This is a genomic window from Xanthomonas sp. BRIP62409, from assembly GCF_003992965.1.
Lineage (GTDB): Bacteria > Pseudomonadota > Gammaproteobacteria > Xanthomonadales > Xanthomonadaceae > Xanthomonas > Xanthomonas euroxanthea.
In genome coordinates this window covers 166,776-187,534 of sequence record NZ_QEZJ01000022.1, presented here as the reverse complement: position 1 = coordinate 187,534, position 20,759 = coordinate 166,776, and the positions used below count along the sequence as shown (strand labels likewise).

The following is a 20,759-nucleotide window of genomic DNA, read 5'->3' as shown; positions in this document are numbered from 1 at the left end:
ATCCGGTGTCACGCCGTTGAAGTAATCCGGCTCGCTTCAATAAACTCCGTCCGCACTATCGAGCACGACCATAAACCGGACCGACGGAACGCCTGCACACAAATACCGTAATCGCTGATTGGCGTCGACGGTTGGCAGTGGTCTTAATGATGAAAGCGGACTCATTCATCGGCAGAGTGTGATAGCCGATGCCGGAAATCGCTTCTGCAGCGCAGCATCAAGTGCGCGATCGTCAATCAAATGGTCCGGTTCGCCAGCAGTTCGGTGGCCGCATCAAATCACCGTCAGGTATTCGGACTCTTCCAGGCATGGGTAGCTCCTTATGCGAGAAAATGCCTTTTTTTAGCGAGATGCAACCAGCCAGACGTGCGGTGACCATCGCATGAGGCGGCTGGAGAGCGTTGGCGGGCACGAGCAAACCAATCGACAATTTCGACGTGCGTCGTGGGCAGTGTTGTGGTTAGTGATATTCAGCACAGTTTCAAGCATGGCGATTTTCTTATTAATCTCCCACTATTGTTCGCAGGGAGTGGTATTAAACGCACTCATCCGCAGAACGATAAAAGCGGGCGCAGCTTTAATTGCTTTAAACCGACTCGACAGTAAATCAACTTTCTGCTGTTGGAGAGCGCGTGTGTGTGTGCGTGAGTCTCTGCACGGCGATACAGGGGGAATAAAATGAATCGTGCATTTGCGCTGGTCTGGAACGCAGCAATTGGCAATTGGGTCGTGACGCACGAACTGGTGCGTCGGCGGCGCAAGTCCGGGGCAACCCGCCGCAGTGTGTCGAACCTTGTCGTCCTGGCGGTGGGAGTGGCCGCACCGATGCTGGCCTGGGGAGCATGCACGCCCGCGGTTCCTGCAGCGGGCGCAACCGTCACCTGCACCGGGCTGCCAATCACCAGCAATAGCTTCACAAGCGGCACCAACAACCTGACTGTCAACGTGGCGGCAGGCACGCAAATGACCGCCGGCTTGCTTGGCGGCACCGCCGTTGCGCTCAGCGGCACCAATTCCACCCTCAACAACAGCGGGACGATCGATCCATCCGTGCTTGGCCTGTTGTCGGTGCTGAGCACCGGCGTCACCATGGGCAATGCCAGTTCCACCGCGGTGACCGCCAACAATCTCGCCGGCGGCGCGATCTACGGCACCGGCGGCGTGCTTGGGGCCAATCTGCTCAATCTCGACGGTATGGCGCTCGGCATTACCTCGGCCAGCAATGGCGTCGTGCAGATCAACAACGCCGGCCTGATCGATAGCCGTGCGTTGTTGAACCTATCGGTCCTGAGTGCGGATACGCCGGTGATTGCGGTCAGCGGCGGCGGTACCGTCAATGCGGTCAACACCGGCACCATCAACGGGCGCGTGGGTTTCCAGAGCTCGGCCACCGGTAACAGCTTCGTCAATTCCGGCACCATCAACGGCAGCGTGTCGTTGGGAGCAGGCAGCACCAATACCTTCACTGCGGTGACCGGCGGCAGCGTCAACAGCGGCGGCGGGCTGGCGCTCGAATTGCTTGGACCAGGCGGGTTGCTGAGCTTTGCGCAGACCGGTGTGGTCGATGGCGGTGCAGGCGGTACCAATACGCTGATCCTGCAGAATTCGGCCAGCGGAACCGGCAGCGGCAGCACCGGCGTAGGAACGCTCAGCACGGCGCAGTACATCAATTTCGGCAGCCTGCGCGTCAATAGCGGCACCTGGTCGGTGGGAGGCGCAAGCAACTTCGGTAGTAGCGCGCTCAATGGCGGCGTATTGCAGTTCGCCAATCCCGCGCAGCTGGGGACTGCCATCAGCGCCAACGGCGGTGCGCTGGAGGCAACAGCCGCCGGCCTGAGCCTGTCACCGGCCGCCGGCATCACGTTGGGCACCAGTGGCCTGACCTTGCAGGGCGCCAATGCGTTGACCGTGGCCAGCCCCATCAACGGCACCGGTGCGCTGACCAAGACCGGTACCGGTGCGCTGGGCCTGACCGGCACCAATACCTTCAGCGGCGGCGTCAACCTGCTCGGCGGGTCACTGACCGTGGGCACCAACAGCGCGTTGGGAACAGGCACCGTCAACGCATCTGCCGGCAGCGTACTTGCGAGTGCGGCCGTCAACCTGCCGAACGCATTCGTGCTCAACAACGTCATCGGCATCGGCGGTGCCAGCAACCTGCGGCTCGGCGGCGGCGTCAGTGGCGCCGGAGCGCTGAACAAGATCGGCACCGGCACGCTCACCCTTGGCGGCAACAACACCTACGCCGGGGGCACGACGCTGGGTGCCGGGACGCTGCTGATCGAAACCAACACCGCGCTCGGAGCGGGCACGGTGACCGCCGCCGGTGGACAGCTGGAGACCAGCACTCCGGTGACCCTGGCCAACAATTTTGCACTGACCAACACACTGGGCGTGGGCGCCAGCGGCAACGCACTCACGTTGACCGGCACGCTTGCCGGTGCCGGTGGCATCAACAAGACCGGCACCGGCACGCTCGCGCTCGGCGGTACCAACACCTTCACTGGCGGCACCACGCTGGCATCGGGCACCTTGCAACTGGGTACTGCTTCGGCACTGGGCACCGGTGCCTTGAATGTCACTGGCGCGTCCAACCTCAGCAGCAGTGCGCCATTGACGGTGGCCAACGGCATCAGCCTGGGCGGGCCGTTGAACTGGACCGGCGCGCAGGCGCTGACGTTGAGCGGTGCCATCAACGGTGGCGGCAGCCTGATCAAGAGCGGCGCGGGCGACCTCACGTTGAGCGGCAACAACGCCTACACCGGCGGCACCAGCTTGAATACCGGGCGCCTGGTGGTGGGCGCGAACGCGGCACTGGGCACCGGCACATTGACCGCAAGCGGCGGCGAGCTGGATGCCACCGCAGCGGCAACCCTGGGCAACACGATCGCACTCACCGGCGCCTTGGGCGTGGGCAGCAGCGGCAATGCCGTGAACCTGACCGGCGCCATCGGCGGCACCGGTGCGTTGACCAAGCTTGGCACCGGCACCCTGACCCTGGGCGGCCTGAATACCTATACCGGTGGTACCAACCTCAATGCCGGCACCTTGCAGGTGGCCAGCGGCACCGCACTGGGCGCGGGTGCCTTGAACGTCACCGGCAATGCGGCCCTGCAAAACACGGCGGCCACCTCGCTGAGCAACGCGATCGCGTTGACCCCGGGTGCGTTGACACTCAGCGGGGCGCAGGCACTGACGCTGAGCGGCGCGGTCAGCGGGACCGGAAGCCTGGTCAAATCCGGCAGCGGCGATCTCACGCTGAGCGGCAACAATCTGTACAGCGGCGGTACCACGCTCAGCGCGGGCAAACTGACGGTGGGCAGCGACACCGCGCTCGGTGTCGGCGCGCTCAACGCAGCGGCTGGCACCACCCTGGACACTGCAACCGTCAGCACGCTGGCCAATGCCATTGCATTGGCGGGCCTGGTCGATGTGGGGGGCAGCAACGCGCTCACACTCAGTGGCGCCATCACCGGTGTGGGCAGCCTGGACAAGCTGGGTCCCGCCAGCCTGACCCTGGCCGGCAACAACAGCTATACCGGGGGGACGCGGCTGAGCGCAGGCAGCCTGGTCCTGGGCAGTGACACGGCCTTGGGGCTTGGCACCCTGACCGTCGGCGGCGGGCTGCTCGACAGCACCGCCGCACGCGTGCTAGCCAATAACGTCGCGCTGGAAGCGGATCTGCAACTCGGCGGCAGCCAGGATCTCGCCCTCACCGGCGCGGTCAGCGGCGTGGGTGGCGTCATCAAGGACGGCGCCGCTGCACTGACGCTGGCTGGACCCAACAGCTTTGCCGGTGGCGTGGATCTCAATGCAGGCGCCTTGCTGATCGGCAACGGCGCAGCACTGGGCACCGGTGTGCTGACCGCTGCCGATGGCACGCAGCTGCAGGCTACCGTCGCGACCACGATCGGCAACGACGTCGCCCTGAAAGGTGCGCTCTCGCTCACCGGCAATACCGATCTTGGCGTCACCGGCATCGTCAGTGGCGCGGGCAGCCTGATCAAGCAGGGTGCCGGTGTGCTGACGCTCACCGGCAACAATCTCTACACCGGCGGTACCCTGGTCGACACCGGCACCCTGGTGGTCGGCAGCGATACTGCACTGGGCACCGGCGCGCTCACGGCTGCCGATGGCACGCAGCTCACTGCCAGCACTGCAGTGACCTTGCAGAACGCGGTCAACCTCACCGGTCAACTCGGTATCGATGGCCAGGACCTCACGCTCGATGGCGTGGTCGACGGCGCCGGCAGCCTGATCAAGAACGGCGCGCAAACGCTCACCCTCAATGGCAGCAATACCTGGGCCGGCGGCCTGCAGCTGCAGGGCGGCGCAGTGGTGGTCGGCAGCGACACCGCGCTGGGGCTGGGTACGCTCAGCGCCGCCGACGGCACCACGCTGGATGCCGGCACTGCGGTAACGCTGGGCAATGCGCTTGCCTTGAATGGCGCCCTCACGCTGCCAGGCACGCAGGACATCACGCTCAACGGCGTCGTCAGCGGGATCGGCAGCCTCGACAAGCAAGGCGCTGCCACGCTGACCCTGGCCAATGCCAATACCTTCAGCGGCGGTGTTGCGCTCGATTCCGGGCGTCTGGTGCTCGGCAACGACACTGCCTTGGGCGTGGGTGCGCTGCTGGTCGGCGGTGCTGCCGAACTGGATGCCACTGCCGCATTGACGCTGGGCAATACGCTGCAGTTGAACGATCAGCTCACGCTGATCGGCAGCAACGACCTGGGCTTGAACGGTGCCATCACCGGCACCGGCAGCCTGATCAAGAATGGCGCCACCACGGTGTCGCTCAACGCCGGCAACAGCTATAGCGGTGGCACCACGTTGACGGCCGGCACCATCGCGGTCGGCGCCAACGGTGCACTCGGCACCGGCAGCCTGTCGGTCGTCGGCAATGCGGCGCTGAGCAATGCGATTGCAGTGGCATTGGGCAACGACATCGCGCTTGGCGCAGCACTCACCGTGGACAACGGTGCGGACATGCTGATCAGCGGCGCCCTCAGCGGGACCGGCGACTTGATCAAGACCGGCGCCGGCACCCTGAGCTTGAATGGCAGCAACAGCTACACCGGCCCGCTGGCGATCCAGGCCGGCACGCTGGTGGCCAGCACGGCCGCGTCGCTTGGCAACGCCAGCAATGTCGATGTCGCTGCAGGTGCAGTGCTGAATCTCAGCACCGGTGGCCTGATCACCGCGCTCAGCGGCGCCGGCAATGTCACTACCGATGCCGGCGGCACGCTGCAGTTGGGTGGCGGCGATTTTGCCGGCAGCCTGGGCGGTGGTGGCAATCTGGACAAGGTCGGCGCGGGCACGGTGCGCTTGCTTGGCAACAGCGTGATCGGTGGTGCCACCCAGGTCAGCGGTGGCACCCTGGATGTGATCGGCAGCCTCGGCACCAGCGCGTTGAACGTGGCGCTGGGCGGCAGCTTGACCGGCACCGGCACCACCGGCAGCGTGGGCAGCAACGTGACCATCGCCGACGGCGGCCGGCTTGCATTGAGCAGCGGCTCCTCGCTCAGCGTGGGTGGCCTGACCCTGGCGCCGGGTGCGTTCGTCGATGTTGCACTGGCAGCGCCGAGCACTACGCGGCTACTCGCGGTCAATGGCGACCTTACCCTGGACGGCACGCTCAACATCACCGACATCGGTGGGTTCGGCACGGGCGTGTATCGCCTGATCGACTACACCGGCTTGCTCACCAACAACGGTCTGGCGATCGGCCTGTTTCCCGGCAGCGTGGATATCAGCCAGCTTGCGCTGCAGACCGCCATCGGCCAGCAACTGAACCTGGTGGTGACGGCGCCGGGCAGCATCGTGCAGTTCTGGGATGGCGTGCAGACCACGGCCAACGGCACTGTCGATGGCGGTGCAGGGACGTGGGGTGCGGCGACCAACTGGACCAGCCAGGACGGCAGTGCCAACAGCACCTGGCAAGGCGATTTCGCGGTGTTCGCCGGCAGCGCCGGCGCGGTGGGCGTGGCGGGCACGCAGAGCATCGGCGGCCTGCAGTTCGTCACCGACGGCTATCAGTTGACCGACGCCGGCGCGGGTGGGCTGGCGGTGACCGCCCCGTTGACCGCGATCCGTGTGGATCCAGGTGCAACCGCCAGCATCGATGTGGCGATCTCCGGCATCGGTGGCGTGGAAAAACTCGACACCGGCACGCTGGTGCTCAATGCGGCCAACAGCTACACCGGCGGCACCGCACTGAGCGGCGGCACCCTGGTGCTGGGCGACGCGCAGGCACTTGGCACCGGCACGTTGACCGCAGCAACCGGCACCAGCCTCGATAGCAACCAGGCATTGGCGCTCGGCAATGCGGTGGCGCTCACGGGTGCGCTCACCCTGGTCGGCAGCAACGACCTGAGCCTGTCCGGCCCGATCAGCGGTGCGGGCAGCCTGATCAAGAACGGCACTTCCACGCTCACGCTCGATGGTGCCAACAGCTACGTCGGCGGCAGCGTGTTGAACGCAGGCACCCTGGCGGTGGGCAGCAACACGGCGCTTGGCGTCGGCAGCCTGTCGGTGCTGGGCAATGCCACCTTGAGCAATGCGATTGCGTTGGCATTGGGCAACAGCGTCAGTCTGGGCGCCGACCTGACCATTGCCAGCGCGGACGATCTGGCCTTGACCGGGGTGCTGAGTGGCGCGGGTGCCGTGACCAAGACGGGGCTGGGCACCCTGACCCTGTCTGGCGTCAATACGTTCACCGGCCCGGTCTCGGTGCAGGCCGGCGTGCTCGCCACTGCCGCCCCGGGCGCGTTGGGCAACACCAGCGCCGTGGACATCGCCGCGGGTGCCGGGCTGTCGCTCGGCAGCGATACGGCCTTGGGCGCGGTGACCGGGCAGGGCACTGTCGCAGTGTCGGGCGGTACGACGCTGCAGCTCGGCGCCAACAACGTCGGCAGTACTTTTGCCGGCAGCCTCAGCGATGCAGGCAATCTGGACAAGGTTGGCACCGGCACCTTGCAGCTCACCGGCACCAGCGCGCTCGGCGGCACCACCCAGGTTACCGCCGGCACGCTGGATGTGGATGGCACGCTGGCCAGTGCCGGCGGCCTGACCGTGGGCAGCGGGGGCAGCCTGAGTGGCAGCGGTGTGGTCGATGCGGCGGTCACGGTGAGTGATGGCGGCCGCCTGGTGGTGAGCAGTGGCGCAGTGCTCACCACCGGCAGCCTGAGCCTGGCTCCCAACGCCACGCTCGACGCGTTCCTGGGCGTCCCCAGCCAGACCGGCGTGTTGGCCGTCAACGGCGATCTCACCCTGGACGGCACGCTCAACATCACCGACATCGGCGGGTTCGGCACCGGCGTGTATCGCCTGATCGACTACACCGGTGGGTTGACCGACAACGGGCTGGGCGTTGGCACGCTGCCCGGCAGCGTGGACCCGGCCCAGCTGACGCTGCAGACCGCGCTGGCCCAGCAGGTCAACGTGGTGCTGGTGTCGCCCGGCAGCAACGTGCAGTTCTGGGATGGTGCGCAGACGATCGCCAATGGCAGCATCGACGGTGGCGCAGGCATCTGGGCGGCCGGCCCCAGCAACTGGACCTCGATCGATGGGCTGAGCAACGGCAACTGGCAGAACAGTTTTGCCGTGTTCGCCGGCACCGCCGGCAACGTGGGCGTGCAGGGCACGCAAGGCATCACCGGCATGCAGTTCGCCAGCGACGGGTATGTGCTGAGCGATGCCGGCGCCGGTGCAGTGAGCGCCAATGCGGCCACCACCATCATCCGGGTCGATCCCGGCGTCACCGGCACCATCGACGTCGGCATCGGTGGCACGGGCACGCTGCAGAAACTCGATACCGGCACGCTGGTGCTGGGCGCCGCCAATACCTACACCGGCGGCACCGCGCTCGGCGGCGGCACGCTGGTGCTGGGCGATGCGCAGGCACTGGGAACCGGCACCTTGACCGCGGCAGCCGGCACCAGCCTCGATACCGATCAGGCATTGGCCGTGGGCAACGCGGTGGTGCTCGACGGTGCGGTGACGCTGCTCGGCAGCAACGATCTGGCCCTGACCGGCGCGATCAGCGGTGCCGGCGGCGTGATCAAGGCCGGCGCGTCCACGCTCACGCTCAGTGGCAACAACAGCTATACCGGCGGGACCGTGCTGAGTGATGGCACCTTGTCGATCGGCAGCAACACCGCGCTGGGCACCGGCACCTTGGCGGTGGTCGGCGATGCGGTGCTGACCAACCCTGTTGCCGCAACCGTGGGCAATGCGCTCACCCTAGGCGCTGCGCTGCGCGTCGACAACCCGGCAGACCTCACGCTTGCCGGCGATATCGGTGGCAGCGGCGCGCTGATCAAGACCAACACCGGCACGCTGACCCTGGACGGCAGCAATGGCTACAGCGGTGGCACCACGGTCAGTGCCGGCACCCTGGTTGGCGACAGCGCCAGCCTGCAGGGGGCCATCGTCGATAACGCGACGCTGGCATTCAACCAGCTGGCCGATGGCGTGTTCACCGGGTCGATCACCGGCACCGGCAGCGTCATCAAGGATGGCGCCGGCGCGTTGTTGCTCAACGGTGCAAACGGGTACACCGGCGGCACCACGATCACGGCCGGCACCTTGATCGGCGACACCACCAGCCTGCAGGGCGATATCGCCAACAACGCGGCACTGGTGTTCAACCAAAACACGGCCGGCGTCTATGCCGGCACGCTCAGCGGCACCGGCTCATTGCAGAAGGCCGGCACCGGCGCGCTGCAACTGCTCGGGCCCAACACCTACACCGGCGGCACCGTGATCAGCGCCGGCAGCTTGATCGGCAACAGCACCAGCCTGCAGGGCAACATCGTCGACAACGCCACGCTGGTGTTCGACCAGGCCAGCGATGGTGTCTTCGCCGGTGCAGTCAGCGGCACCGGCAGCGTGGTCAAGCAGGGGGCAGGGGCGTTGACGCTTGCCGAGGCCAGCAGCTACAGCGGCGGCACTGCGCTTGCCAGCGGCAGCTTGGTGCTGGGCGATGCACAAGCACTGGGCACCGGGACGTTGACCGCCGCGATCGGCACCACGTTGGATACCGATCAGGCACTGACAGTCGCCAACGCGGTCGAGCTGACAGGTGCAGTCGCGGTTGCGGGCAGCAACGATCTGACCTTGACCGGTCCGGTGACCGGCACCGGCGGGTTGATCAAGAATGGTGTTTCCACGCTGACACTGGACGGCAGCAATAGCTACAGCGGTGGCACCACGGTCAATGCCGGCACCCTGGTTGGCGACAGCGCCAGCCTGCAGGGGGCCATCGTCGATAACGCGACGCTGGCATTCAACCAGCTGGCCGATGGCGTGTTCACCGGGTCGATCACCGGCACCGGCAGCGTGATCAAGGATGGCGCCGGCGCGTTGTTGCTCAACGGTGCAAACGGGTACACCGGCGGCACCACGATCACGTCCGGCACCTTGATCGGCGACACCACCAGCCTGCAGGGCGATATCGCCAACAACGCGGCACTGGTGTTCAACCAGAACACGGCCGGCGTCTATGCCGGCACGCTCAGCGGCACCGGCTCACTGCAGAAGGCCGGCACCGGCGCGCTGCAACTGCTCGGGCCCAACACCTACACCGGCGGCACCGTGATCAGCGCCGGCAGCTTGATCGGCACCACCACCAGCCTGCAGGGCAACATCGTGGACAACGCCACGCTGGTGTTCGATCAGGCCAGCGATGGTGTCTTCGCCGGTGCAGTCAGTGGCACGGGCAGCGTGGTCAAGCAGGGGGCAGGGGCGTTGACGCTGGTGGCACCCAATACCTATAGCGGTGGCACCACCATCGCCAGCGGCAGCCTGATCGGCACCACCACCAGCCTGCAGGGCAACATCGTCGACAACGCGACACTGGTGTTCGACCAGGCCGGCGATGGCACGTTCGCCGGCAACATCACCGGTAGCGGTACGGTGATCAAGAACGGCGCGGGTGCGTTGACGCTGGATGGTGTCAACGCCTATCTCGGTGGCACCACGATCAACGCCGGTACAGTGATCGGCGATACCGACAGCCTTCAGGGCAACATTGCCAACAACAGCGCGCTGGTGTTCCAGCAAGCCAGCAATGGCACCTACGCGGGAATCCTGTCGGGCAGCGGCAGCCTGCTCAAGGATGGCGTGGGCACCTTGCTGGTCACTGCAAACAGCGGCGGCTTCACCGGGCCGATCACAGTTGCTGCGGGCACCCTGAGCGTGGGCAACCCGGCCAATCCGGGTGCCGCGTTGGGCGGGCCGGTCACGGTGGGCCCGGGCGGCACGCTCACCGGCAGCGGCAGCGTCGGTGGCCTGAGCTCGGGCGGTACCGTGGCGATCGGTGGCGGCGTCGGCACCATCAGCGTCGGCGGCGATGCCACGCTCGGCAGCGGGTCCACCTTGCAGGTCACGCCGGGCGCAGGCGGCGCGGTCACCCCCATCAGTGTGGGCGGTGCGGCCACGCTGGCGCCGGGCAGCACCCTGCAACTGGTGCGTGCGACGGATCTGCCGCTGTTTACCGAGATTCCGGTCATCAACGCCACTGGCGGGCTCACCGGACAGTTCGGCAGTGTCGTCTCCGACTATGCCTTCGTTTCACCGAATGTCAGCGCCAGCGCCACCGCGCTGTCGGTGTCGTTCGGCCGCAACACCGAGGCCATGGTCGATGCGGTCACCGCACCGAACCAGCAGGCTGCCGCAGCGGCCGTGGATGGCTTGCCAACCACCAGTCCGGTCTACCAGGCGGTGGTGCGTCTGCCCGACGACCCGCAGGCGATCAGCACGGCGTTTGCCTCGTTGTCGGGCGAAAGCCATGCCAGTACGGCGACCGCCTTGCTGGATAGCCGCTTCCTGCAGAGCGGGGTCGGCAATCACCTGCGTGGCGACAGTCAGGATGCGCGCGTGGGTGACACCACGGTCTGGATCACCGGCCGTAGCCTGCCCAACCGTGTCGATGGCGATGCCAACGCCGCCTCGGTGCGACGCGAGGACAACGGCATCATGGCTGGTGCGGAACGGCGCATCGGCGAGCGCACTGTGGTCGGTATCGCGGTCGGTAACCAGGACATCGAAACCCGCTCGCGCGAGTCCCTCGATCGTTCCGATATCGATGGCACCCATGCCGGCATCTACGGCCAGGCCGATTGGTCCGCGTTCGCTCTGCAGGCGTCGGTCGACTACGCGGACTACAGCGTGGACAGCAGCCGCCGGGTGATGCTGCCCGATGTGCTCGAAGAGCGGCTGACCAGCGATTACGACGCGAAGGCCATCACCGTATCGATGGAAGCGGCATGGAACCTGCGCACCGGCAATGCGGTGTACAGCCCCTTCGTCGCGGCGGACTACACGCATCTGAAGACCGATGGTTTCAACGAGCGTGGCGGGGTTGCCGGGCTGTTGGTCGACAGTGCCAAGGACGAGTACACCACCAGCACGGTGGGTCTGCGCGGGCGCTGGCAGTTGGGTCCGGCCGCCGGGGTGTATGCCTCGGTCGGGTGGCGCCATGCATTCGGCGACCGCGCCGTGCAGCGGTCGGCCGGTTTCATCGGCACCGGTTCGCAGTTCTCGGTGCAGAGCGTCACGCTGGCGAAGAACGCGGTGGTCGGCGAACTGGGCGTGAGCCTGATCACCTCGCCCAACAGCCGCATGGCGCTGTCGTTGCAAGGACTCAACGGCGATGGCCAGACCGCATACGGCGGCCAGGTCACCTGGGGATGGACGTTCTGATGCACCGCAACCAGAAAGCCCCGGCACTGCCGGGGCTTTTTTTCGACACCAGCGCAGGCACGCCCATTGCAACGACTGCGCCGCCAGGTGCGGGCCGGCTGCGCCGGCAACCGCGACCCGGCGTAGCGCGTACCGATTTTTGCACGCCAGCCACGCAGCCTTGCCGCTGCACCGCGGGTTGCGGCCGGCGCTTAGAACTGCCAGCGCAGACCGACATTGGCATTGATGCTGTTGGCATCCGAACGACCGCGCTCGGCGCCCACGTTGCCGTAGATGGAGAACGCATCGTTGAGCTGGTAACGCACGCCGACCGAGGCACGTGCCGACTGCTTGGACACCGGCTCACCGGCCACGTTGAAGCGCGCTTCCGGCAGGCCGGTGAACCACGCGGTGAAATCAGAGTTCGGGTTGCCGAGCAGCGAACGGTAGGCGATCAAGCCATCGAAGCCCCACTTGCCGCGCACCAGATGGCCGCGCACGCCCACCTCGCCGTAGCCGGCGCGCAGCGTGTCGCTGTTGGCGCTCAACCCCAGGCCGGTGGCCGATGCCTCGCTGAAGGCATCCTGGGTCTGGCTGACCACGCCTGCGGCGATGAACGGCGACAGCCCTGCATGCGGCATCAGGCCGACTTCGGCGCGTAGCGACCAGTTGGTGTCGTGGCGGCGATCCTGCAGGCGCTCGCCGATGCTGCCGGCCTGCACCGTGCGTTCGGTGTCCACGTTGCTCATGCCGTAGGAACCGATCCCGGACACATATGCCTGGCCGATCGGCTGATACAGGTACGCGGTCATCGCATAGCGGTCCGAGCGCAGGCGGCTGGCCGATGCGTCGATATGCGCACGATCCTGACCCGAACTGAGCGCCGCACCCACGATGGTGCCGGCGCTGCCCATCGGCAGATCCACACCGACGGTGGTGGCCTGCTGGGTGTAATCGGCCGAGTCGAACCCCTTGCCGCCCAACTCGCCGTCCAGATAGCTGCCCTGCATCCAGGTGGTCAGCGACCTGGTGTCGGCCAGATAGGGCAGGCGATCGGCCGCCACGCGCGCATCGTTGAGCGCGGACTGGAAGCCCAGCGTGCGCTCGATGCCGTGCACCTGACCAGCCAGGGTCGGCAGCGATGCGGCTACCTGCGCATCATTGGCCGCCAGCAGCGCGCCGGTGGCGCTGATCAGGCCACCCAGGTTATCGGTATCGCCGGCGGCCACACGCGTGTCCAGCACCTTGACCAGCGTATCGGCCTGGGTGGCGCCGTTGACCACCGACTGCGGCGCACCGGCCGCCTGCGCGCTGGCAGCGGAGGCATTGCGGGTCAGCGTGGCGGTGACGGTGGTGGGGTCGTAGGCGAGCGAGGCGGTCCAGAAGAAGTTGTTGGCGTACTGCACGCGGTCGAAGCTGCCTTGCAGCGCGCCGGCCTTGACGATCCTTTCGCTGCTGCCGACGCTGTAGCCAGCCGCTTCCGGCAGCAACAGCAGGTTGCCCTTCAAGCTGGCCTGGCCGGTGACGGTCAGCCCCTTGCCCAATTCGATGGCGGTGGTGCCGGTGGTGTTGGCCAGGCTGTAGCCACCGTTGATGACCCCGCCGCGCGATTCGAACGTGGCCGAGTTGAGCACGATGACGTCCGAGCGCAGGCTGCCGGACAGGGCGAGCACGCCGTCGCTGACGCTGGTGCCGCCGGTGTAGCTGTTGTTGCCGCTGAGCGTGAGCTTGCCGGCGCCGTTCTTGGTCAGGTTGCCGGCGCCGGAGATGTCGTTGCTGAAGGTGCTGTCGTAGCCGGACGTCACGTTGGCCGACCAGTTGTTGATGAACTGCGCCGGGCCCTTGATCGCCTTGGCCGCATTGACCAGGCCGAAGCCGTACAAGGCGTCCACGCCGGGGTCGCCCAGGTCGGTGGCGGTGGTCAGCAAGGTCTGCTGCAGGTTGGAGGCGCTCATCCACGGATACACACCGAGCACCTGCGCCGCGATGCCACTCACTGCGGCAGTGGAGAACGAGGTGCCGGCGATCTGGCCCTGCAGTTCGGTACCGGCCAGCGCCGGTGCGAAGTAGCTGCCCGGCGCCACCAGGCACCACTGCGCCGCGGCGCCGCAATGGTTGGAATAGCTGGTCAGGCCGGCGGCATTGCCGGCGCTGTCGATGTTGACCGCGCCCACGGCCAGCCAGTTGTTGCGCAGGCTGGCTTCCTGCACCGGCGTCGCGGCCGGGTAGGAGGCTTCTGCCGCGCCGTCGTTGCCGGTGGCGGCCACGATCAACGCATCTGCCTGCACCAGCGGGGTCAGCGCGTACTTCCAGGCCAGGGCCGCATTCGCGCTGCTGGCCGCATCCGCATACGAGGCACCGATCGACAGGTTGGCGATGCGCACGCCGGCAGCGGCCAGGTCCACCGCAGCGCTGCGGGTCTGCTGGGTGCCGCAGGAATTTTCGGCGCAGATACGCGCATAGAGCAGGTCCGCATCCGGGGCGATGCCGCCGGCGAAGCCGTCCTGCGCATTGCCCAGCACCAATGCCGAGATGACGGTGCCGTGGCCGCGCAGCGCGTTCGACGTCGATTCCGGTGTGCCGGGGCTGGCGGTGTAATCGGTGAACCCATCGACCTTGCCGCTGACCGGCGCGTAGCTGCCGTAGAGATTGTCGTCCAGCACGGCCAGCTTGACGCCCTGACCCTTGGCACCGGCCTGCTGCGCCAGATCTGCGTTGGTCGGCACCAGCAGGTTGCTGCCCAGGCCCTGGTAGCGGGCGGGCGCAGGTGCAGGCGCCGGGGCGGCCTTGGGCAGCGGATCGGCTGTAGGCGTTTCCGACGGCGTCGGGGTCGTGGGGGGCGTTGGCGCGGTCGGCGTCGTCGGCGTGGTGGGTGCAGGCGTCGACGGGGTCGGGGCGACCACCGTGGTCTGCGGCGGATCACTGCGGACATTGCCGCCACCGCCACCGCCGCCACAGGCGGTCAGGACAAGGCAGGAGGCGATGGTGGTTGCGAGTAGCGAGCGATTCATGGGTTGGTCGATTCCGATAGTGGCGCGCCGCAACTGCAAAAAACCTAAAATTTGGCGCAGACGATTCCAGCACCGGCGATCGCCGGCGTGGCATATTGGTTTCACGCGTTATTCACTTTATCCGCCGCGAATCTGTCCCCTCAGATAAGCGCTCCGGATAACACGGTAATGCGCCAATGCATTCGACCGTGTGCTTGCGAGATTGTTTAACGGCGCTAGCGATAAACTCTAAAACCTGAACGGACAGTTGCTATTCAGAGAAAAACGCCACGCATAGGATTCAACGATCTAATCCATAGCTAAATTGGATTAAAATCCCGGTACCGAGCCCAACCGCAACGGAATGTCGGAGCGAACACAACAATAAGTGGTCACGAATCTCCGGGGGCGGCAATCCTAGATGCGATGCATATCGCAGGTAATCAGGAAATCCGTCGAAGATGTCGGTAAATGACCCACACGTTGTAGCGGATTCGACTGTAAGTTAGCGATTCTGGCAGACTCTTCCGTAATGCGTTCGCCGGATTCTGGCCTATCGAAAATCGCCTCGGCGTTATATTCACTTCCTGCCCAAGAATCATTATATCCGCTCGATTTATACTGACCGAAAGCGAGCGACCCCAGCCATTGTGCTTGATTCCTCGCATATTCCGCGAAAAAACGCGGGGGCCGCAATCGATGAAGCAATGGATATGCGGTGTTCCTCCGGCGCTGGTACGTGTCGTTCTGAAACCGTCAAGCTGAATGCAGGGGGAATATTCAAGCCAGTATTTCCGGATTCGTACGCGAAATCTGCATTCCCCTACACCAGGTTTTCAGCGGTCTTCAGCTCGTCGAGAGGGGGCGCATCCACAGGTGGGGCGTGGCTTCGGTGCCATCCCCGCACGGGCTGGCCGGTCTGGGCGCATGCCCACGTTGGCAGTAAGCCGCTGTCGCAGCGCTAGCGTCTGCATAAATGGTTCAAGTTCCGCTGCCACCGAATTTGGGCATGGCAGCTATGCTCGAGTCCGATGAGCACCCACAGCACCGAAAGCATGTCAGCCGAAGGCACCGACCAGGGCCTGCCGTACCGCGTGGTCGCTCGGCAGCTCGGGCACCGGCGCATCGTCCTGGAGACCTTGCAGGTCTGTGGACATCCGGTGCCGCTGCCGACCGCGCCCACGTTCGGTTCGCTGCAGACCGCGCTGGAGATCGGCACCAGGCTGGCCGAGCAGTACATCGGCCAGTTGATCGTCAAGCAGGCCGGCGCAAGGCCTGCACTAGCGGCGGGCCCGGCGCCGCGTTAGCAGCGTGCGACCGGGTCGACCCTGCGCCGCCATCGGCAGCTGCATGCGCAGCGGCAGCACGCGCTGCGGTCATCGCAGCATGCCGCAGGCTCACTGCGCCCTGGCTTTGGCCAGTGCCGCCTTGGCGCGCGTGCCCGCGGCCGCACCGACGCGCTTGTCCAGCACCTGGGCCAGCGCGTGCAGCTGCGCCTCGGTCACACCGATGTTCAGGCCGATCTTCAGGTGCGACTGCAGTTGCGCCTCCACGCCTTCCAGGGCGGCGAGCACGCTGATCGTGGCCAGTTCACGGCTCACCCAGTCCAGGTTGTCGCGGGCAAAGATGTCGCCGAACAGATGCGTCTTGAGGTATTGGTCGATTGCCGGCGCAAACACGAGCAACGGCCCGGTCACCGGCGCGCCGGTCAGGCGGGTCTGGTTGGCGGTGCCCAGCGCGAGCAGCGCATCGCCGCTCGGTACCGGGCCAGGGTCGTGTCCCGGCGCATCGGCGATGCCGCGCAGCTTGCGTGCATCGGTGACCTGCATCAACGCGGCCAGTGCATTGAGGCTGCGTGGAAAGCCGGCGTAGGCATACAGCTGGACCAAGAGTTCCTTGCAGTCGCCGATGCTCATGCCTGCATCAAGGCCCGCCTCCAATGCAGTGTTCAAGCGCTCGATGTCGCCAGTGGCCGCAAACGCGGCAATCGGCGCAATGGCCTGCTGCCTTGGCGACAAGGTGGCGTGGGTCGTCATGGACGTGATCTCCGAAGGATGTGCTGCCGTGGGGGAGGGGCAACAGAGAACTAAGGCAGCTGCGCTCCACACCAGCGCAGCCGTGGACAGGAGAGAGCGACGCAGCGCGCTCGCACATGGCATCGCATCCCTCCACCGATCTAGGGGCAAGGCAGCGCGAATCCAAGCATCCGACGCCAAACCGTTCGGCGTAGAGAGCGCCTTGGCGATGCACACATCACGCCGAATCGAACGCATCACGGTTGCGCTTTTTTATCGCTGTTGCCTTGCCATGGATGCCGGCAGCCAGCATGAGGCAGATGCAACGCCGCGCCATCCATCCAGCTTGCATGGTCCTATGAGCGGTGCTCATCACTGCAGACCCGCATCGGACTTCAAACCATCCTAAAAGCCTGCTGCCGATACTGCATGTAGGCGGCACAGGGTTGGCCGGATGCGCGCTCGATCGGGTGGGTCAGCACGCTTTAGTTGGAATTGCTGTAGCGAAATTGCGTGCCCGGATCGACTCTCGGTGGCAGATCCTTGAAGTCGTTTGTCAGGCTCAGCGCGTCGGTGTCTTCCCCTCGTGCCGCACGCGAGGTAGTGCGGCATCGGGCTGCATCGCCTCCCGATTCCCGACATCGGTCATTGCGTAGGTCTGGCGCAATACCACCGCGTTCCCGCGGGTGACCAGCACGACATCGCCGGGCCGATGGCCGTCGAAGAAGGTAACGGCCTCACGCGCCAGTGCGGCGACCGTACGCGTCGTGGCCGCGGTGTCGGTCGCGCTGGCCGTGCCGGCCATGGTCGACGCGGTTGCCAGCAACATCATTGCGACTGCTTTCCTCTGCCTGCTCCTTCAGTGGATGGAGCCCAGCGTAGGGAGCGGCCTGGAGCACGCATAGGGTTCCATGACCTACGTTCTACGACCTACGGTCGCGCCGGCGATCCAGGAGTTGCTCGGCGGGATGAGTGGTCTAGGCTTCCGACTTTTGTCGGTGCGGTCCATCGCACAGAAAAGACCCAGCATCACCGCGCTCATCACGTGGCAGCTGGCAGCATCGGGGCACGTTTCACCAACGCTCCCAATGAGTCCGCCATGAATTCCACTGCCATGCCCGCCCGATCCTGGGCCATCCATCCGTTCCACGCAGCCGTGCTCGGCGGTGTGTGGCCGCTGTTTCTCGGTACCTTGCTGAGCGACTACGCGTACTGGAGCAGCCATCAGATCCAGTGGGCCAATTTCGCCGCATGGCTGCTGATCGGTGCGATGGTGTTGACGACGATCGCGCTCCTGTGTGCGATCGTCGGCTTCGTTCGCGGAAGCCGCAACGTGATCTATGTGATCGCGCTCGGCGCCGCATGGATCGTCGGCTTCTTCGACGCCTTGCATCATGCGCGCGACGCCTGGGCGATCATGCCGGCGGCGTTGGCGTTTTCGTTGATCGCGACCGCGTTCGCGCTGGTTGCAACCTGGTCGGGGCTGTCCAGCCTGCGCGTGGGAGGTGCCCGATGAAGCGTCATACCCTGACCATCCTGTCGGTTTCCGTTCTCGCTACCGCGCTTGCATCCTGCGGCAAGGCCCCCGAGCTCGCGCAACATGGCGCCAGCCCCGAACTGCCAGCACCGGATCGTGGCCTGTTGCCCGACATGACCATCGCCGAGCCGACCGCCTGGGGCGATCGCAAGCCCACCGTGCCTGCGGGTTACCGCATCGCTGCGATCGCCACCGGGCTGGGCATTCCACGCCAGACGCTGGTGTTGCCCAACGGCGACATCCTGGTTGCCGAAGGCCGCGGCGGCAGTGCACCCAACCTTAAGCCCAAGGACGTGATTGCCGGAGCGATCAAGGCCAAGGGCAACACCTCGGTCAAGAGCGGCAACCGCCTGACCTTGCTGCGCGACGCCGATGGTGACGGCACGTATGAGCTGAAGACCGTCTTTGCCGACAAGCTCAATGCACCCTATGGGCTGGCACTGATCGGCAACGCACTTTATGTGGCAAATCAGGACGCACTGGTACGTTTCGACTATCAGCAGGGGCAGACCAAGGCCAGCGCTGCGCCCAGCAAGGTCACCGACTTGCCGTCGGCCATCAACCACCACTGGACCAAGGCCCTGACCGCCAGTGCGGATGGACGCTATCTGTATGTTGCTATCGGCTCCAACAGCAACATCACCGAGCGCGGCATGATTGCCGAGGTCGACCGCGCCCAGGTCTGGCAGGTGGATCCGGCAACCGGCGCCCACAAGAGTTATGCCACCGGCTTGCGCAATCCCACCGCATTGGCAATACAGCCAGGTAGCGGCTCACTGTGGGCCGTGGTCAACGAGCGTGACGAGATCGGTCCGAATCTGGTGCCCGACTACCTCACCTCGGTGCGCGAAGGCGGTTTCTACGGCTGGCCCTACAGCTACTGGGGCAAGAATGTGGACACGCGAGTCATGCCGCAGGATCCGCAGAAGGTTGCGTCGGCCATCGTGCCCGATTACGCGCTGGGCTCGCATGTCGCCGCACTCGGTGTGGCGTTCTCGTCGACCGCGATGGGGACGCAGTTTGCCGACGGCGTGTTCGTCGGCGAACACGGCAGCTGGAATCGCGACCCGCCAGTGGGCTACAAGGTGGTGTTCGTACCATTCCGCGATGGCCGCCCCGCGGGCAACCCGATCGACTTCGTCTCCGGCTTCCATGGCGACGATGGTCTGACCCGCGGCCGTCCGGTCGGCGTGACGCTCGACCCGCGGGGTGCATTGATCGTTGCGGACGACCTGGCCAATACGATCTGGCGCGTGACGCCGGATGCGGCGCCTGTGTCGCCACAACCGGCAGCGCAATAAGTCTGCCTGCATGCCCGGTTCCGCAAGGGACCGGGCGGCGCGTGGTGCTTGCGCGCGCCAACGGCGCACTGGGGCAGGGATGACCTGTCTCTCGGCAATGGCGAAACAACCGTCCAGAGATACACATCTACAAGGAATGACACCTTGTCCGTTACCTCGGGCACACCGCGTGTGCTCGGCCTTGAATGCGGCGGTTTGAACATGATTCGATGAACGCCCCATGCCATGGCCTTCTCGCAGGCCGCAGCAAGGGATAGGCAGCGCCTTCCCGTTGGCATACAGTGCCGCCCCGCGTCGCTTGGTCGATGCGGGCACCAGCGCGATGGAAGCTGGTGAGCCAATCGGCTAGACGCTGTCACCCAGGCAAGAACAGACGGACCACGCTCTGCCGATCACCCGAGGCTTGTTGTTGATGTTGTCCAGATGTTCGGTGGTTGTTGTCGTTGCGCTGTTCGCCTCACCCGTTATCGCAGCAGAGCTGGTTGGCCGGGCAACCGTCACCGATGGTGACACCATCACGCTCGCGCAGAAGCGTATCCGCCTGTGGGGCGTCGATGCCCCCGAAAGCGCGCAGCAATGCACCAGCGATACCGGCAGCGCGTGGCCTTGCGGCCGGCGTTCCGCCGCTGCCCTGGATGGCTATCTGCATGACAGGACGGTTCGCTGCCAACCCAAGGATACCGATCGCTACGGACGGGTCGTTGCCGAGTGTTACGTGCAGGGACAATCGGTCAACCGCTGGATGGTGCAGTCCGGTTGGGCGGTGGCCTACCGCGAGTACGCCACCGCGTTTGTCGCCGACGAACGCACCGCGCAGCAACAGCGGCGCAACCTCTGGGCCGGCACCTTCCAGATGCCAGCCGACTACCGTCGCGGCAAACGCAACCAATCGGCACGGCGGGCTCAGGCGGCAGCACAGACGCAGCTGCCTGCGCACTGCGCCATCAAGGGCAATATCTCGAGCAAGGGCAGCAAGATCTTCCACATGCCCGGGCAACGCGACTACCAGCGGACCAGCATCTCGCCTGCGAAGGGCGAGCGATTTTTCTGCACCAGCCAGGAAGCGATCAATGCAGGCTGGCGACGTGCGGCAAGATGATGCCGGGCAGCGATCGGGGACCGGTCGTGATGCACGGGTTTGACGATGACGGCGATGGTTTCACCGGCTTGTCGCGAATCGATCGATCCGGTCTGCGCAATGACCCTGCCTTGAAACCCGCGCATGCTC

General features: G+C 65.7%; 8 protein-coding genes. 5 read left to right on the top strand and 3 right to left on the bottom strand.

The genetic code is table 11. The features are described 5' to 3' along the window. Positions 1-678: 678 nt before the first annotated feature. Positions 679-11,709, top strand: a complete 11,031-nt coding sequence (locus EO170_RS13710) for an autotransporter-associated beta strand repeat-containing protein (RefSeq protein WP_126945692.1) — start codon at positions 679-681, stop codon at positions 11,707-11,709. A 191-nt stretch (positions 11,710-11,900) separates the two neighbouring features. Here EO170_RS13710 and EO170_RS13705 read toward each other — a convergent pair whose 3' ends face one another. Continuing rightward, a complete protein-coding gene (locus EO170_RS13705; RefSeq protein WP_126945690.1) occupies positions 11,901-14,699 on the bottom strand; it encodes a S8 family serine peptidase in 2,799 nt (932 codons plus the stop codon). 1,010 nt (positions 14,700-15,709) lie between these two features. On the opposite strand from EO170_RS13705, the gene EO170_RS13700 reads away from it, so the two are divergent. Next, positions 15,710-15,985, top strand: a complete 276-nt coding sequence (locus EO170_RS13700) for a hypothetical protein (RefSeq protein WP_104582626.1) — start codon at positions 15,710-15,712, stop codon at positions 15,983-15,985. A gap of 90 nt (positions 15,986-16,075) precedes the next feature. Here EO170_RS13700 and EO170_RS13695 read toward each other — a convergent pair whose 3' ends face one another. Then, positions 16,076-16,714, bottom strand: coding sequence for a carboxymuconolactone decarboxylase family protein (locus EO170_RS13695; RefSeq protein WP_126945687.1), 639 nt, complete (start codon positions 16,712-16,714; stop codon positions 16,076-16,078). Between the two features lie 541 nt (positions 16,715-17,255). Further along, the gene (locus EO170_RS13690) at positions 17,256-17,525 is read right to left on the bottom strand and encodes a hypothetical protein (protein WP_126945684.1); all 270 of its coding nucleotides are present in this window, start codon (positions 17,523-17,525) and stop codon (positions 17,256-17,258) included. Between the two features lie 267 nt (positions 17,526-17,792). Here EO170_RS13690 and EO170_RS13685 point away from each other — a divergent pair, with 267 nt between their 5' ends. From EO170_RS13685 to EO170_RS13675, 3 genes are all read left to right on the top strand, one after another. After that, entirely contained in the window at positions 17,793-18,209 is a 417-nt protein-coding gene (locus EO170_RS13685) for a hypothetical protein (protein ID WP_104582623.1), read from the top strand. Further along, positions 18,206-19,531 (top strand): sorbosone dehydrogenase family protein, encoded by a 1,326-nt coding sequence (locus EO170_RS13680; protein ID WP_126945681.1) that lies wholly within the window; start codon positions 18,206-18,208, stop codon positions 19,529-19,531. Before EO170_RS13685 ends, EO170_RS13680 begins: the two co-directional genes overlap by 4 nt. Positions 19,532-19,943: 412 nt before the next feature. Beyond that, positions 19,944-20,630 carry a thermonuclease family protein gene (locus EO170_RS13675; protein ID WP_104648780.1) on the top strand — a complete coding sequence of 229 codons (687 nt, stop codon included), beginning with the start codon at positions 19,944-19,946 and terminating at the stop codon, positions 20,628-20,630. Positions 20,631-20,759: the final 129 nt, after the last annotated feature.

Coding starts and splice junctions, on each gene's coding strand:
- EO170_RS13675 (WP_104648780.1), top strand. CDS start 19,944: ATGTTGTCCAGATGTTCGGTGGTTGTTGTCGTTGCGCTGTTCGCCTCA.
- EO170_RS13700 (WP_104582626.1), top strand. CDS start 15,710: ATGAGCACCCACAGCACCGAAAGCATGTCAGCCGAAGGCACCGACCAG.
- EO170_RS13690 (WP_126945684.1), bottom strand. CDS start 17,525: ATGATGTTGCTGGCAACCGCGTCGACCATGGCCGGCACGGCCAGCGCG.
- EO170_RS13710 (WP_126945692.1), top strand. CDS start 679: ATGAATCGTGCATTTGCGCTGGTCTGGAACGCAGCAATTGGCAATTGG.
- EO170_RS13680 (WP_126945681.1), top strand. CDS start 18,206: ATGAAGCGTCATACCCTGACCATCCTGTCGGTTTCCGTTCTCGCTACC.
- EO170_RS13685 (WP_104582623.1), top strand. CDS start 17,793: ATGAATTCCACTGCCATGCCCGCCCGATCCTGGGCCATCCATCCGTTC.
- EO170_RS13705 (WP_126945690.1), bottom strand. CDS start 14,699: ATGAATCGCTCGCTACTCGCAACCACCATCGCCTCCTGCCTTGTCCTG.
- EO170_RS13695 (WP_126945687.1), bottom strand. CDS start 16,714: ATGACGACCCACGCCACCTTGTCGCCAAGGCAGCAGGCCATTGCGCCG.